13 protein-coding genes are annotated in these 15,079 nt (G+C 39.7%); 6 read left to right on the forward strand and 7 right to left on the reverse strand.

Features of this window, described 5'->3' with window-relative positions; genetic code table 11:
• Positions 1-19: 19 nt before the first annotated feature.
• The 5 genes from mobF to BUA59_RS24340 all read right to left on the reverse strand — a co-directional run bounded on the left by mobF (position 20) and on the right by BUA59_RS24340 (position 5,340).
• Positions 20-2,593 carry a MobF family relaxase gene (mobF, locus tag BUA59_RS09200; RefSeq protein ID WP_072839412.1) on the reverse strand — a complete coding sequence of 858 codons (2,574 nt, stop codon included), beginning with the start codon at positions 2,591-2,593 and terminating at the stop codon, positions 20-22.
• Entirely contained in the window at positions 2,580-4,298 is a 1,719-nt protein-coding gene (locus BUA59_RS09205) for a type IV secretion system DNA-binding domain-containing protein (RefSeq protein WP_072839413.1), read from the reverse strand. Before BUA59_RS09205 ends, mobF begins: the two co-directional genes overlap by 14 nt.
• Positions 4,298-4,612, reverse strand: coding sequence for a hypothetical protein (locus tag BUA59_RS09210; RefSeq protein ID WP_072839414.1), 315 nt, complete (start codon positions 4,610-4,612; stop codon positions 4,298-4,300). The genes BUA59_RS09205 and BUA59_RS09210 overlap by 1 nt, the downstream gene beginning before the upstream one ends.
• A 148-nt stretch (positions 4,613-4,760) precedes the next feature.
• Positions 4,761-5,135: a hypothetical protein gene (locus tag BUA59_RS09215; RefSeq protein WP_072839415.1), complete on the reverse strand. Its 375-nt coding sequence runs from the start codon at positions 5,133-5,135 to the stop codon at positions 4,761-4,763.
• A gap of 10 nt (positions 5,136-5,145) precedes the next feature.
• Positions 5,146-5,340: a helix-turn-helix transcriptional regulator gene (locus BUA59_RS24340; protein WP_072839416.1), complete on the reverse strand. Its 195-nt coding sequence runs from the start codon at positions 5,338-5,340 to the stop codon at positions 5,146-5,148.
• A gap of 615 nt (positions 5,341-5,955) precedes the next feature.
• Here BUA59_RS24340 and BUA59_RS09225 point away from each other — a divergent pair.
• Both BUA59_RS09225 and BUA59_RS09230 read left to right on the forward strand, forming a co-directional pair.
• Positions 5,956-6,777, forward strand: a complete 822-nt coding sequence (locus tag BUA59_RS09225) for a sigma-70 RNA polymerase sigma factor region 4 domain-containing protein (RefSeq protein ID WP_139248851.1) — start codon at positions 5,956-5,958, stop codon at positions 6,775-6,777.
• A gap of 88 nt (positions 6,778-6,865) precedes the next feature.
• Positions 6,866-7,579, forward strand: a complete 714-nt coding sequence (locus tag BUA59_RS09230; protein WP_072839417.1) for a phosphoribosyltransferase — start codon at positions 6,866-6,868, stop codon at positions 7,577-7,579.
• 239 nt (positions 7,580-7,818) lie between these two features.
• On the opposite strand, the gene BUA59_RS09235 is transcribed toward BUA59_RS09230, so the two are convergent.
• Together BUA59_RS09235 and BUA59_RS09240 are read right to left on the reverse strand one after the other, a co-directional pair.
• Positions 7,819-9,081 (reverse strand): tyrosine-type recombinase/integrase, encoded by a 1,263-nt coding sequence (locus tag BUA59_RS09235; protein WP_072839418.1) that lies wholly within the window; start codon positions 9,079-9,081, stop codon positions 7,819-7,821.
• A gap of 179 nt (positions 9,082-9,260) precedes the next feature.
• Positions 9,261-10,127, reverse strand: a complete 867-nt coding sequence (locus BUA59_RS09240; RefSeq protein WP_072839419.1) for a YicC/YloC family endoribonuclease — start codon at positions 10,125-10,127, stop codon at positions 9,261-9,263.
• A 179-nt stretch (positions 10,128-10,306) separates the two neighbouring features.
• Between BUA59_RS09240 and rph the strand changes: the two genes are divergently transcribed.
• The 4 genes from rph to BUA59_RS09260 all read left to right on the forward strand — a co-directional run bounded on the left by rph (position 10,307) and on the right by BUA59_RS09260 (position 15,066).
• A complete protein-coding gene (rph, locus tag BUA59_RS09245; protein WP_012072021.1) occupies positions 10,307-11,026 on the forward strand; it encodes a ribonuclease PH in 720 nt (239 codons plus the stop codon).
• 205 nt (positions 11,027-11,231) lie between these two features.
• Positions 11,232-12,029 (forward strand): substrate-binding periplasmic protein, encoded by a 798-nt coding sequence (locus tag BUA59_RS09250; RefSeq protein WP_084122319.1) that lies wholly within the window; start codon positions 11,232-11,234, stop codon positions 12,027-12,029.
• A 79-nt stretch (positions 12,030-12,108) separates the two neighbouring features.
• Positions 12,109-14,445: a putative bifunctional diguanylate cyclase/phosphodiesterase gene (locus tag BUA59_RS09255; RefSeq protein ID WP_175550756.1), complete on the forward strand. Its 2,337-nt coding sequence runs from the start codon at positions 12,109-12,111 to the stop codon at positions 14,443-14,445.
• Between the two features lie 105 nt (positions 14,446-14,550).
• Positions 14,551-15,066: a hypothetical protein gene (locus BUA59_RS09260; RefSeq protein ID WP_072839422.1), complete on the forward strand. Its 516-nt coding sequence runs from the start codon at positions 14,551-14,553 to the stop codon at positions 15,064-15,066.
• Positions 15,067-15,079 lie beyond the last annotated feature (13 nt).

Raw genomic sequence — 15,079 nt, forward strand, 5'->3', positions numbered from 1 at the left:
CCTTTTTAGGGGGGAATATTTATATTTCCAATTCTGCTACATGGAGCTGTTGCGATTCTCTCTCTTGTTGCGCTTCTTTCTTGGTTAGATGTTCAATTGCTAGCGAATGATAATTGTCTCGTCTAGTAAGTTCGGCTAGCTGCGCTTCTCTCATTTCTTGAGTCGGTTCAACGCTTATATCTTTTGTTCTACATCTCTCATTCATTTCAGCGCTGTTTATGTACAGATGTGACTCGTCTTTGTGTCTACTGAGCGCTACGTAAGTATTTGCTCTGTTCATACTGCCGTTGTAGAGTGTGAAAGTGTTGCCGTTTATTGTTGTGCCTTGAGAGCTAAAAATTGTGAGAGCGTACGCATGACAAAGGTGAGCGCCTAGTTCATCACTGTATGACGATGCTAGAAACGAAATGGTTCTTTTGTCATCTACTTCTATAGTGAATTGAACATCATTTTCTAATTGTTGAATGCCTTTTATCGTGCCCAGAGTGCCGTTTGAAACCCTTAATGATCGATATTCATTTCTACAGAATTTGACTCTATCACCAACTGAATATTTATATTCAAATGACTTTTCTGCAACGCTGCATTTTAGAGGAATATGCTCTGCTCCCACTCGGCCTTCTGCAATATGAATGTTTCTAATGGCTTCACTGAGTGCTTTCACATCTTTCCATTGCTGAGCAAGCACGAGAGATTTTTTATTAGGGTTCTCATATTGGTAGCGGTGCCAGTCTTGGATTAGCGCTTCTTTCGCCTTGTCGTTGCTCTCAGACCAGTGAAGACAATTATTTTCTTTTAACGAGTGTAAGGCTCTTGCTGAATGTCCATCTCGTAGATCTGTTACGACTTGCTTTGCCCAGTCTTGCCTTTGACGTCGAATGGTTTCAATACGCTGTGCGCCTAGGATTTCTGGGCGAGATAGATAGCGTAGAACTCCGCCCCTATTGATTGCATCTAATTGTTTATCTTCACCCGTCAGTATGATTTTACAGTTTGATACTTTTGCTTCGAAAAGTAATATCTGCAAATCGGTACTAGGGAGTAATCCCGCCTCATCAACTACAAGGATATCTACGTTTTTTAAGGGATGTTTGTTGTCATTGATGGCATGAACTAGAGATGCAACCGTATGAGATTGAATTCCAGTTTCTTGCATTAAATTATCAGCGGCTTTTTTGGCAATACAAGCACCTTGTATTCTTCGTCCTTGCTGTTCACATGCAATCTTAGCAGCAAGCATGAGGGTCGTTTTACCTGCGCCAGCGCTGCCTTGTGTAATAGATAGGTCGCCAGAGCATAATGTGTATTGAATTGCGGCTTTTTGTTCTTCATCGAAAGAGAAGTGAAGTTGCTTTTCAGCTAGTGAAATTGCTTCATTCACTTGTTGTTTGTTCATCGTTTTTGTGTGGCTTTGAGCCAGAAATTGCGCGTCTTGTACCATTAAACGCTCACTTGTAATAACGTCTTCAGTTGTAAATTGCTGCACAAAACCATTCTCAGAATTCAGAGAAATGACCTCTTCATTCTCTAGCGTCAGAAGCGCAAACTCTTCAGCTTGTATAGCGCTCATTCCGCAATGTGAAGCTCTAATTGCAGTCTCTTTGAATAAGTCTTGCTTAGTGAAAATAGCTTTTCTCTCTGTTAGTTCACTCAATATTACAGATTGGTCTAGTTCTTGAGGTTGAGTGATTTTTTCAGATAAAGTTAGAGAGTCGATAAAGGATTCAGTTAAACCATACTTTTCTAATTCAATTTTCCACTTTTGAAAAAGAGTGTCCTTATCTACTGTTTTTTTAGCCTTTCTAGTTATTGTTTTAATACGAGCTCCTTCCTTACTTGAGCTGCTTTTTATGCCCGCTTTTTTTAGTTCCTTATTAATTTCTTTTGCTCGGCTTGAATAAGCATCGCACGCCTTTTTTGATACTCCTTTAAGGTGAAAAGAATCACCATCGAGTTCAATTTCGAAGCCCAATTTTTGCATTTGAAATGCAAGTTCAGCGCGATAAATTGCCCCCGTAGCCATTTTCCAGCGGTAGATAGAGTTTGACTCTACTGCGCCCCACGTTCCGTCTTCACGAAATAAACTGTTAATTATCAATAGGTGATCGTGAAGCTGGGGTTCGGGAAGGTTCTCATTTCTATTTGTGCAATGGGAGAAGGCTGCAATTACAAAACCAGATGCTTTCTCATGTTTTAAAGAGTTTTTGCCGCGTCGTGTTGTAGCAACTTGACGCTCCATGAATCTGATAGTTTTGTGAACCGCTTGGCTCTTCGCGGCCTCAATTTTCTTTTTTAATTGAGGGGAGGCGCTAGCCCACACGATACTGACGCTTTTAGGGGCGCTGAGGGTACAGTCCCACGCTGCTCGTCTGTTATCTTTTCCTGCATTTTGAACGAGAGGTTCCCCTGATGGAGAAAACCCCGCCATTAGCTGTTGATAGTCTTTGTCGTCAATGGTTTTACCGTGTAGCCCCAGAATTCTAGCTCCAATGCCAAACCAGCTACCTTTAGGCTCTCCATGACCTGAGTAGTAATCTTCTTTTGCTAGGTTCATATAGTAAGCAACATTATTAACAGGGCTAATTGACATCATTGTTTATTCTCTTTTTGTTTAATCTGTTTGCTGGTTGCTTAACTTTTGGCTGTGTATTGCGTTGCGATACTGAATTAGTTAGCCATTGCGCAGGTATTACCTTTTCGGCATTGCCTGTCGGTTTAAATAGTGGCCATCTCAACTTATAAGCAGAGTGCCAACTAGGAATTTGCATATACCCTTCAACACCCTTTCTCGTTGGTTGGCTAAGATGAACAAGGTCTGACGTTTTTACTAATGGCTCAGAAGATCTTTTTCCAGAATTATCAGGATTCTCGTAGTTAGGTTCTTCAGCGTCATACAGCCCATATATTTTTGCAGTGTCTTCTGCGTCACTTCCTGCTGCCCCCATCCGAAATGTAATAACGTTAGATAGCAGGCTTAACATTGAATGAGTTTCTTTTTCTCCATATATATTATGGATTTGTGAAATAGATTGAGTACACAGCACTGACCTTGCGCCTCGAGCTCGTCCGAGCGCTAACCATTTCAATATGCTTGGGTTACGGGGGAGGTTTGCGAACTCATCAATAAACAACCATGTTTTTCGCTTAGTTGAGTTATTGGGATCTAAAAAATGTTTAGTCATAAATGATATGACCGCATTACATAGAGGTTCACCTATGCTCTCGAATTGGCTATTTGCTTGAATTATGACAACGTGTTTTTCGTTATCTTCTGTGATCCACTTTTTTAGACTAAATGTTTTGTTATTTTGTTGGTTGGGCCACGCTTTTGCTAAATCTTGAACCCAGCTTAATTTTGTCATGATGTGAACATAGAAACTTGTTGTAGTTTTTGAGTTTGGCGTCAGTAATGAATCTGCCAAAGGGTGGTGCTTAACGAATATTGAGCGCGCCTGATCAGGAGAGAACGTTAGTTGTTTATAGATATCCTCCCAACCCCACGCTTTTTTCTTTGTATTAATTAACGTCATTATCATACTGATAAGAATAATTCGGGCACCGCTATCCCATAAAGGATCCGGACTTTTTGAATCCGGTATGAGGCATTTTGCCAAAAGCTCCGCATCTTCCTTTGTTTCAATATCGTCAGAAATATCCCAATACGCAGCTCTCTTATCCCATGGCGCTAGCAATATAGAAGTGTCAGCGTTATAGAAGGCCTCGGTTAATGCGCCAGCCTCGTCATAAATCACAGCATAGTCACCACGTTCAATAGCCTGCTGAACGAGTGGCTTAAACGCCGTAGATTTACCTGCTCCTGTTGTTCCGAGAATAAGAAAATTATTTTCTTCTCTCAGATTGGTGATTTGTATTTTTGGATGTATTTTTATTCCAGATGAGGTTAAGTTGTTATCTATTAAGTCTTTTTTATGCATACTTTGAGCATGCCTGATCGCAGCTTTACCTTTGTATAACTTTGGGCCACTAATGTGTATTAACTCTTTTGGTTTCTCCCTAGATTTAAAGCAGATTGTGACAAAAGCCATAGAGGGTAAAAATGTTATGAAAATAATAATTGGAATGATTTTGTTCTGTATTAATTGATTTATAAAAACTTCAAAGCCAAAGTTTTTAAATATATAGAAGTAGTTTGAAAGCGTTTTTATTATATTTAACTCATTATTGTTATATAAAATATTAAAATATAAGCTAATCAATACAAGAGATACTGGGATTGACAGCAGTATGCTGGCCAAAATAAAAGCTATAGATTTAAATGCTTTATTCAATGAAAACATTATTTATTTCCTTTTTTGATTTTTGATAAATATGTGTGTTTAGCTTTTAAGTATTCCTGTTCGTTTAGCTCCGCTACTGCTGAAACAATTTCAAATATTCGCCTTTCTAATCGTTTTTCTAGTCGATTTATTTCTATCATTAGCGATTTCCTTTCATTGTATGATTCCCACAGATAACGATAAAATTCAGAATTATTCATTTTTAATTCTTCCGCTTCATTTATTATTTGTGTATATTGATTACGTGAAACTCGTACTGTAATCGAAGCTATAGATGTCTTTTTTGAATTTGTATTAAGATTTTTCTTCAGCATGGTTTTTCTCTCTTAATGTATTCAATGTAAACACTATGAATTCATTATATTTTTTTGTAGAAAATCTAATGCTTGTATTCATAGTAAAATACACGCTAAATCTTTGTTTTAAATGGATTTAGCGTGTGGTTGTGAATTTAACTGATGCTTAGCTAGAAGCGTTCAGGTCTGAGTCAGTAAAGAAAAGCAGCAGCGTACAGATACTCATCCACTTAATAGTTTCAATTGTCAAAGGAACTGGTTGTTCTGGTTTACCACTAGCTAATATTCGAGCATATCGAGGGTGTTTGCCTTCGACCCGTTTGGCGTATTTGTTGGGTTTTTTTGATTCATCTATCAGTTGCAATACACTATCTGAATCAAAACTCTGTATGAAATTAACAGGAGACTCACCTGTACATTTTCCAATAATTAAAAAAGCCCTATAAATATTTTCTTTTATATCTTTTTCAATTTCAGTATCTTGAAAAATATATTCAATGTTTTCAAGAAGCTCTTTACGGATTCTAATTAAATTTTTCATGTTTATTTCCTTAAATATTATTTAACCAATTATGTATATCACTTGCTCGCCATCCGACAACTCTAGGTCCTAGAGATAATGGCTCTGGTAGTAATCCAGCTTTTCTCCATCGATAAATTGTCGAAGGGCTAATTCCTAAAGCTCCTGATAGCTCGTTAGCCCTTATAAAGAGCTTTGTTCCTGTTTGTATTGGAGTCTGAAACATGTTTTGTTCTCCTTTTATGTCCTAAAAGTTATTGATAGGCTTATTTTTTATTACCGACGGCTTTCAAAAAAGTGGGAAAATAATTAAAATATTTCAATCCATTTTTCATCGTGAGGCTAAGACATTTCTCGTCCTCACTAACCGTTACCGATGGTTTTTAAAAAAGTGGGAAAGATAATTAAAATATTTCAATCCATTTTTCATCGTGAGGCTAAGACATTTCTCGTCCTCACTAACCGTTACCGATGGTTTTTCAAAAAGTGGGAAAGATAATTAAAATATTTCAATCCATTTATCATCGTGAGGCTGAGTCATTTCTCGCCCTCACTAACCGTTACCGATGGTTTTTCAAAAAATGGGATAGAGAATGAAAATTCTCTAATGTACTTTTTCATCGAGGGCCGAGTCATTTCTCCGTCCCCACTAACCGTTACCGTTGGGTTTTCAAAAAGTGGGGTAAGCCGTGAAGTTTTCTAAGTGCGGCTTTTCATTACCGTAAGCAGCTGCTGCCTCTGGTCTTAGGTTGCTAAAGCTACATACATAACTTTGTGGAGTGGATGAAAAAATCTGGTGTGAAAACTGATAGGATGTTATTTATATATTTTATGTAACTATATGAATCGTAAGGATAAGGTTGTTTTGATGTATACGAAGAACTCAACAGATAAAGAGCTAATAGAAGGCGCTATAAAGAAATCTTCTGTGGCATACACTATTCTTACTAGTCGTTATAAGCCTAAGGTTAGCTTTATTTTTAATAAAAGCTTTAAGCCCATCGAAAAATCATTATCTTACTCTGTAGAGCAGTTGTTTGAAGATTTTGAATCGAATGTTTGGATTGATTTGCTTGTTAAACCTTTGGAAAGTTTAAATTTTGATGAGAATGATTCTATCGGCGGTTTAATTGACACTATCGCTAAGGAACGAGCCCATAGTATGTATACGCGTACTGAAAATCATCGCTCAAAAGACAGTACTGAAATGAGAAAACAGAAGCTTCTAGAACCTGAGGAAAAAAAGAAGAAGGCTCTAGAAAAAAAGAAGACTTTAGAAAATGAGCGAGATCAGAAAGAGAAAAATGGCTTCAATACTGAAGTAATAGCTCTCAATGTTGAAATAGAAGGTATCAACACCGAAATAAAAGATCTCAATTTTGAAATAGAAAGCTTGAAGAAGTTCGATTTTGGATTTTTTGAGTTTGAAGAAAGTGAAATAGATGGTGTAAATGCCAGTGACCCAGAAAGAAGTTTTATAGCCAATGATCTCAAGTTGAAGTTTTTCAACAGGCTGTCTCCCGAGCAGCAAATTCTTGTGGAACTCCGTGCTAAAGGGGAGACACAGAAAGAAATCGTTAAAAAAACAGGTTTGACATTAGATCAGGTAAGGGAACGACTTAAGAAAATTGATATGATTGCTAATGAAATAAAAAATAGTTAATGCAAATATTAGCTCTATTTAGTTAATATGAGCCCTTTGTATAGGGCTCAATATATCTGGTCGTTAAAGCCGAAAGTAGGAGTGTGTATTGGGTATAGATATTAGCAGGGAACGCGAAGTCAGTTTAAATACAGATCATGAACTTCGTTTGGTAACGAGCATAGTAAGAAATCCAGTTATATCGAATAAAGAAGAGCTTACTGTAAAGTGCACATATCGTCGTACGAAAGATGGCGATCATGATCGGGATGGTAACCCCTTCATTTATGCATTAAAAAGGAAGAATTCGTATTCAATTACTATGAAAGAGCTTTTCTTATTTAGTTCTAGCTTTAAAGTAATTCTTAAAAAAATGAGTGCTGGGATGGATGTAGATTTCGTAGTCGGAATGCCTTCCTCTCATAGCGTGGTGTCTCACTTTGGCCGAAGAGTTGCTCGTGAATTTGGTGCTCTATATGTAGGTGATTATTTTTCAAAGAAAACAGTAGGGAGTGTATTAGCCGATTTTCAATTGGATGATATACCCGAAAAGCATAAGGTTAAAGTGAAAAAAGTCTTATCTACCTACAGAAAACTATCCCCTACCGAGGAGGTTTCATTAAAAAAAGTTGAAAATAAAATAAGAAAATATTTTGAACCAGTAATCGCTAACCCTAATTATGCAGGTAGTGCATTAACTGGTAATATCTTGTTAGTTGATGACCTTTTATCCACAGGCACTACTTTGCTATCAGCAAGAAAAGCAATTTTGAGTCAGGAAGTGACTCTTGGCGGAGCTTTCTGTCTTTTAAGTGATTTGTAGCCAGCTTCAAAATATCTTGAATGCTGGTTCGTAATAGTATAATATTAAAAATACAGACCAAGCATACGTCCCTTGGTCTTTAAATATGAGGCATGCTTTTAGCGTGTGGACCCGCGCAGCACTTGTTACAGTCAGCTCGTAGGGAGCAAATGGTAACATAAGATGGCAGCGGCTTCTTCAACTTGCAGTTGTAAAATGCTTTGTGGGGACCTTTTAGGTCCCCTTCTTATATGTATTGTCTAAAAATATTTTCTTTGAATTAGTAGATTTTCTTTGTTTAAAAGAGTAAATATTGACTTTGCAATTGAGCTTAAAGCATCTCTGCGCTCTTCTAAGTAATCATATCGATCATAAATCCCTTCAACACCCTTCACTTTATGATTGAGGCAACGTTCCGCTACATGGCTAGGAACGCCATTTTGCGCTAGTAAGCTACGGCAGGTTCTCCGTAAATCGTGTACAACGAAATGTTCAATTCCATGTTCACCTAGGATGTTTGGCAGTGGCTGTTTTTTCGAATCTACCTTTTGTCCAAACATTTTTGCTAGGGCATGGTTTAGCGTGTCATCACTAATGTATTTACGGCGTTTGCTAGCTCTTCGAGAGGGGAATACATGCTCTGATCCGTTTGCTCTTACCATTAGCTCCTGAAAAATAGGTTTTAGAGTATCAGGTAAGGGAATGTTAATTTTCGCCCCTGTTTTGGTTCTTTCTTCAGGAAGAGCCCAGATCATTTCTTGAAAGTTGAATTCACTCCATTTGGCAGCAATGAGTTCTCCTTTTCGCACTCCTAAAACAAGAAGGAGGACGAGAGCTAAGTAGTTTTCTCTTGTCATGATGTCTGTATGACTTTCAAAAACTTCAAATACTGTTTTTATTTCATCTAAAGATAATGCTCTATCTCTCGATTTCTCAGTGCCGCCCGCGTCCTTTTCGGTAAATGGTGCTGCGGGGTTATTCGCTAAAAGATCTAGCTTTAGAGCATGGTTAAACAGCTGTTTACAGTAGTTTAGAGCATCATTTGCAATCGAAGGGCGGCCACTTTTGTTGATCGCGCGAATGATTTGTAAGATATCTCTTGAATTAACCTTATCTACTGCCAGCTCGCCAATATAAGGCGATATATCTTTGCGATATACACGGGCTGGGATTTGAGGATTTTTCAAATGGCGTTCACATTCAGAGAGCCAATCTTTAGCAACATCATTGACGGTGTTAAAGTGAGGGAGTTTATTTCTTTTTTTCTCTGCAATAGGATCAACGCCTTCTTTGATAGAGGCTCTTGTCTGTATTGCTTTTAGCTTGGCTTCACTGAGAGGCAGCCCTTCTGGAGGCTTTCCATAGCGTCCTAAAGTGATTTCTCTACGTTTACCGTTAATTGTGTACCTAAGTATCCAAAAGGCACTTTGTTGTTCTGTGACTCGAAAGTAGAGTCCAGTATCTACTTTGAACTTTCCGACCTTGCCAGCTTTCAGTGTAGCTTTTAGTTGAGCATCATTCATAGTTATAAAATAATTGGTGACAGGAAAGCAGATCCTAGATCATCGGCTTTTATTTGTCACCAATTATGTCACCGTTGTAATGCAATCTTATGGATTGATATGAATGCTTGTGAAAATTAATTTTCTTTTAAAGTGTTGCTTTATAAGGAATTTAACTCCATATGGTATCTTATGGAAATCTATTCTATATTCTGTATCTGTTCTCTCATTTGTTCGATTAGAACTTTCAGTTCCACTGCGCTTTGGGTTGTTTCCACGACGATGGATTTCGACGAAAGCGTGTTGGCTTCACGGTTGAGTTCTTGCATTAAGAAATCGAGGCGGCGGCCAATTGGGCCGTTTTGTTGTAGCTGACGGCGTACTTCTTTGGTGTGTGTCGCTAGGCGATCCAGTTCTTCGGCCACGTCGGCTTTTTGGGCCAGTAGGACGATTTCCGCTTCGACGCGCATTGGGTCTAGGTCGACTTTGGCGGCTTCAAGTTTATCCAGTAAGTTTTGCTTTTGCGCAGCGATGATCTCTGGCAGTTTGGCCTGTACTTCTATGATGATAGCATCGATGGCGTCTAAGCGTTGTTCGATAATTTCTTTCAGCTGCGCACCTTCGCGTAGACGAACTTGGATCATTTCGTCGACAGATTTATTAAAGAGCTCTACGACGGCTTTTTTCATCATTTCAAAGTCGCTGCCTTCGTCACTCAGAATGCCTGGCCATTTGAGAATGTCGAGTGGATTGGCAGGATCTAGATCTTTAAACCAAGTGCTTAGTGTTTCGATGGCGTTTGCCAAGGCTTGGGCATTGCTTGGATTAATGGTTAAGTTGGTAGCCGCTTTGTCTACGCCTTGAAAACGCAGTTGGCATTCCAGTTTGCCGCGGTTTATTTTTTTGCGCAGCACGTCACGAAAAGCAAACTCAAGCTCGCGGAAGTTTTCTGGTAGACGAAAGCTAGGTTCTAGGTAGCGCTGATTCACCGAGCGAACTTCCCAGCTGATGGTTCCCCAATCGTATACGGCTTCTTGGCGAGAGAAGGCTGTCATGCTTGCTGTCATCTTGAGTACCTAAGTAAAAAATAAATAGAGAGAGAAAAACAAAGGCGATATTGTAGCCTAATGAGGCTGTGTTCGACAGGTTTGCTAAATGTCATGTTTTCCCATCGCTGGGGGCGCAATTTTGTGTGGGTTCGTTATAATTGCGCCTTTATGATGGTTTATCGACAGAGAGAGCAAGTATGCGTCCAAGCGGAAGAGAAGCAGATCAATTACGTCCACTTAAAATCACACGTAATTTTACCAAACATGCCGAAGGCTCGGTGCTGATCGAATGTGGCGACACGAAAGTTATTTGTACTGCGACTGTGGTTTCTGGTGTGCCGCGTTTTTTGAAAGGCAAGGGCCAAGGTTGGATCACAGCGGAATACGGTATGTTGCCTCGTTCTACACACAGCCGTATGGATCGTGAAGCGGCTCGCGGTAAGCAAGGTGGCCGTACGGTTGAGATTCAGCGTTTGATTGGTCGTTCTTTGCGTGCGGCGGTGGATCTTAAGAAATTGGGTGAAAACACGATCACGATTGACTGTGACGTGATTCAAGCCGACGGCGGTACACGTACAGCGTCTATCACTGGTGGCTTTGTTGCTTTGGCTGATGCTATGCGTGTATTGGTTGAGAACAAAAAAGTAAAAGAGAATCCAATCGTGTCACAAATTGCTGCGATATCTGTGGGTGTCTACAAAGGCGTTCCAGTATTGGATTTGGATTACCCAGAAGATTCTAATGCCGAAACGGACATGAACGTCATCATGAACGACAAAGGTGGCTTCATTGAGATCCAAGGTACAGCAGAAGGCGAAGCATTCAGCGACGAGCATATGATGGGCATGTTGGCAGTGGCTCGTAAAGGCATTGCGGAAATCATGGAAGCACAGCGCGCGGCATTGTTTGATAAATAATTTTCTAAGTTAGAGATGGTTAATGGAAACCAGATGTCACAATGAGGCGTCTGGTTTTTTTATGACTAAATTTGGCTGTAATCATTTGTATTTACTTGAGGTGCTGTGGTTTTTACATCATATTTAATATGAGTAAATGCTGAGACTGAATATTTTTTAAATCAGTAAGGTTTATTTTATTTACCTGGGTTCCATCGGAGGGGTTATGAGTCGCTATTGCTGCATTGCTTTATGGATTATTGGGACTCTTTTCTGTCGGATGCTTAAAGCTGAGGAGGTGGTTCTTTATACAGTACATTTCCCACCTTATACGATTGACTCTAAAGAAGTACCTTCACCAACACCACTTGAGAATGACGATGGACTGTATGGATTAGATGTGGATTTAATTCGTGCAGCTTATAAAACTCAGGGGATTTCTGTTCAATATAAGATAATGCCTTGGTCTCGTGTTATGCGAGATATTGAGGCAGGCCTGATTTTAGGTGGTATTTCATGTCACCCCATTCCAGAGAGAGAATCTTTCGCCATATTTTCTGATCCAGTTAGTCTTTCCTCCTTAGCTTTAGTTACTCGTCGGGACTTTCTATCTGAAGGAAGCCATTCATTGCAAGAATTAAAGAACTACAAAACCTTAGTGGTGAACGGTTGGGCGCCCATGAATATTTTGGATGCGAATGGAGTGGGTTACAGTCTTGTTAATGAAGATAGACAAGGTTTGACGTTACTTTTACGCCGTAATCACGATGTTTTTATGACGGGTAAAGAAAGTATCGCTTATGATGCGAATTTATTAGGTGTATCTGATCAGTTGAGTTTATACGACATCAAGGATTTGGAATATTCATACTATACAGTGTGCTTTAGTCAGTTTTACAAAAAGGCAAGAATGTGGCGAGATAAACTGAATGTCGGGTTAGAAAGCATTAAAAAATCAGGTGTTTCTAAAGCCATCTACGCTAGTTATGGCATTCCTTATCCTGAAGAAGGATTAGTAAAATAGCATGCTAGTATTACGCAAACGACTTTATTATAAGCAAGCAAAATGGGCTCTTGTGCTTTTATTACTTCTAAGTTTTTTGATGAGTATTTTTCAGATTTTATCGGATTGGAAAGAAGAAAAAGAAACAATCAAAAACCAAGTAATGTCGATCTTGCATATTGTTGAAGACGCTGCGACAGAAGCCGCTTATACGCTTGATAAAGATTTGGCAAAGAAAGTGTTGACGGGTTTAATGCTCTCCAATAGTTTTTATAAAGCGAAAATTGAAGATGATTTGGGTAATGAGTTAGCCAGCAAATATATGCCATTGTCTAAGTTATCATTACGTTGGTTATCTGATGACTTATTTAGCGATCTACAACATACATTTACTTTGCCGTTAATAAGTAACGATACTTACAAAGCTGGCTTGTTAACGGTTTCTATTGACAGTGTTGCCTTGACGAACGGCTTTCTACGCCGAAATATTCGATTAATTACCACATCACTCATATCAGCATTTTTACTCGGTGCTGCCATGCTGATCCTGTTTTATGTACAAATATCTCGCCCACTTTATCGATTAATTGATCAATTAAGTTGGTTAGAAAAAGATGACAACGACCCAATACAGTTGAAATTTAAGCAAACAGCTAGAGAAGACGAATTAGGGATTTTAGCGCGTACTATTACCGCACTCTGGCATAAGCGTAAAAAAGTTGAAGCAGAACTCGCGAAAAGTGAAGCGTATTTTAAAGCGGTTTTGCATCAGTCCAGTGAGTGTATGCTGCTGACGAACTTGAAAGGCCAGATATTAGATTGTAACAGCGAGACGTGCCGTTTATTAGCTTACGATAAGCCCACTTTATTAACGCTAACCATTCAAGATATTGATCCTGAGCAAACACCTAGTTTACTTAGAGAGTGGACGAATAATTCACAGGGCGACCCTAAAATATTCGAAGCGCAGTATCGTCGCAGTAGTGGTGTAAGTTTTCCGGTTGAGGTGTGTGGGAACATCATTACTTTGGACCATGAAGCGCATTTTTTGGCGTCTTTTCGGGATATTACGCAACGTAAATTAGACCAAGAGCAAGTTAAGTTTTTGGCCTATTATGATGCTTTGACCAATTTGCCTAATCGACGATTTTTAAATCAGAACATCGAAAAAGTCATCACCACCGCACAGAATAATGGCCATATTGGTGGTTTGTTGTTTATCGATTTAGATCGCTTTAAAAACATCAATGATTCCATGGGACATCACGTTGGTGATGCGCTTTTGGTGGAAGCCTCAAAACGTATTCTAGCCTGTTTGTCGGAAGCTGATATTGCGGTCCGCATGGGCGGTGATGAATTTGTGTTATTGATTCCTGTATTGGGAGGTAACGCCGAAGAAGCCCAAAGCAGAGTCACTTTACTGGCAGAAACCTTGCTGTCACAGTTGTCTCAGGTGTTTTGCTTGGAGCAAACGGATTTATTTATATCAGCGAGTATTGGTATAAGCTTGTTTCCTTTTGATGGTGCGAACGATGCGCAGGTTTTACGTCAAGCCGATACAGCTATGTATGAAGCAAAAGAAAGCGGCCGTAATGCATACCGTTTTTATCGACAAGAAATGCAGCAGCAAGTTACCGAGCGAGCCACGTTAGAAAAAGCCCTACACAGTGCAATTAGCAACGATGAGTTTTATTTGGTTTACCAGCCTCAAGTGAATGAGCATGGCCAATTGATAGGTTTTGAAGCGCTCATTCGTTGGTTTAATGAGGAGCTTGGTTTGGTATCGCCGAATCGTTTTATTCCCGTGACGGAGGAGATTGGTTTAATTTACGACGTCGGGAATTGGGTTCTAGAAAATGTCTGTCAGCAATTAAAGGCGTGGCAAGATATTGGCCTTCCGCCGACTTTTAAAGGCGTGGCGATAAACATCAGTCCGTATCAGTTTGCTAAGGAGAGCTTTGTTGAAAGCGTCTGCGAGGTGATCGGCCGGACTCAAGTTGATTCAAGCTTGCTCGATTTAGAAATCACCGAAGGTATGTTGGTCGAAAATATTGCTTCTGTTGCTGAGAAAATGTGGCGACTCAAAGAGCATAATATACGTTTTTCTATCGATGACTTTGGAACAGGCTATTCGTCGCTGCGTTATTTACAGCATTTCCCTATCACGCAACTAAAAGTCGACCAGTCGTTTGTTCGAGATCTGACTAGTGATCCACAGAGTCATGTCATCATTAATACGATAGTGTCTATGGCGACGCATATGAACTTGTCAGTACTCGCTGAAGGCGTAGAGCATCAGGTAGAAAAAGACATTCTGGAAAATATGGGCTGCGCTAAATATCAGGGTTATTTCTTCTCTAAACCTGTAAAAGCCGACACAGCAACTCAATATCTCTCAGGCGATATCACTTTTCCATTGCAGTACCAAAACGCTTAACAGCAAGAATGGCGTTAAATGTCAGTCATTGTGCGCGTTTTTGCGCCTTACAATATTGTGCTTCTTTGCCATTATCTATTCACAATAAAAATAAGGAGAAGCAAGGTGAAGAAGCTGATTGGTGTTGGAATCGTTGCCGCTATGGTGTTTAGTTCCGGTGCGCAAGCATCAGGCGATGTTTTAGCAGGTAAGTGGATGTTGCAAGATGCAGATAGCACTCAGGCCAAGTTAGACGTGGCGGTTGAAAACGTGGCGCAAGAGATGAACTTTTTTATTCGTGCTTTGGCGCGACCTGTGTTGAAAAAGCAAACGCAAATTTGTCAGCAATGGTTGTTGGATTGGCAAGCCACACAGTTCCAGTTCCAGTGTGACGATGCTAAAGCCGATACGATACCGCTTACTGCTAATGGCGAAGTGATCAAGAAAGACGAAGAAGGCGTTGAGATCTCTGGCACGTATCAGCAAACTAGCGATGCTGTGGTTGTAGTGCTTGAATCTGAGCGAGGCAAGCGCACTAATACTTGGAAACAGGTTGGCGAGAACGAGTTGCTGTTCACCGTTAAATTAGAATCTGAAAAGCTACCGACGCCTTTGACCTGGTCTTTGACTTATAAAAGATAAGCATTACTGAGAA

Source organism: Marinomonas polaris DSM 16579, assembly GCF_900129155.1.
Classification (GTDB): domain Bacteria; phylum Pseudomonadota; class Gammaproteobacteria; order Pseudomonadales; family Marinomonadaceae; genus Marinomonas; species Marinomonas polaris.

Coding starts and splice junctions, on each gene's coding strand:
- rph (WP_012072021.1), top strand. CDS start 10,307: ATGCGTCCAAGCGGAAGAGAAGCAGATCAATTACGTCCACTTAAAATC.
- BUA59_RS09235 (WP_072839418.1), bottom strand. CDS start 9,081: ATGAATGATGCTCAACTAAAAGCTACACTGAAAGCTGGCAAGGTCGGA.
- BUA59_RS09225 (WP_139248851.1), top strand. CDS start 5,956: ATGAATCGTAAGGATAAGGTTGTTTTGATGTATACGAAGAACTCAACA.
- BUA59_RS09205 (WP_072839413.1), bottom strand. CDS start 4,298: ATGTTTTCATTGAATAAAGCATTTAAATCTATAGCTTTTATTTTGGCC.
- BUA59_RS09210 (WP_072839414.1), bottom strand. CDS start 4,612: ATGCTGAAGAAAAATCTTAATACAAATTCAAAAAAGACATCTATAGCT.
- BUA59_RS09250 (WP_084122319.1), top strand. CDS start 11,232: ATGAGTCGCTATTGCTGCATTGCTTTATGGATTATTGGGACTCTTTTC.
- BUA59_RS24340 (WP_072839416.1), bottom strand. CDS start 5,340: ATGTTTCAGACTCCAATACAAACAGGAACAAAGCTCTTTATAAGGGCT.
- mobF (WP_072839412.1), bottom strand. CDS start 2,593: ATGATGTCAATTAGCCCTGTTAATAATGTTGCTTACTATATGAACCTA.
- BUA59_RS09240 (WP_072839419.1), bottom strand. CDS start 10,127: ATGACAGCAAGCATGACAGCCTTCTCTCGCCAAGAAGCCGTATACGAT.
- BUA59_RS09255 (WP_175550756.1), top strand. CDS start 12,109: ATGAGTATTTTTCAGATTTTATCGGATTGGAAAGAAGAAAAAGAAACA.
- BUA59_RS09215 (WP_072839415.1), bottom strand. CDS start 5,135: ATGAAAAATTTAATTAGAATCCGTAAAGAGCTTCTTGAAAACATTGAA.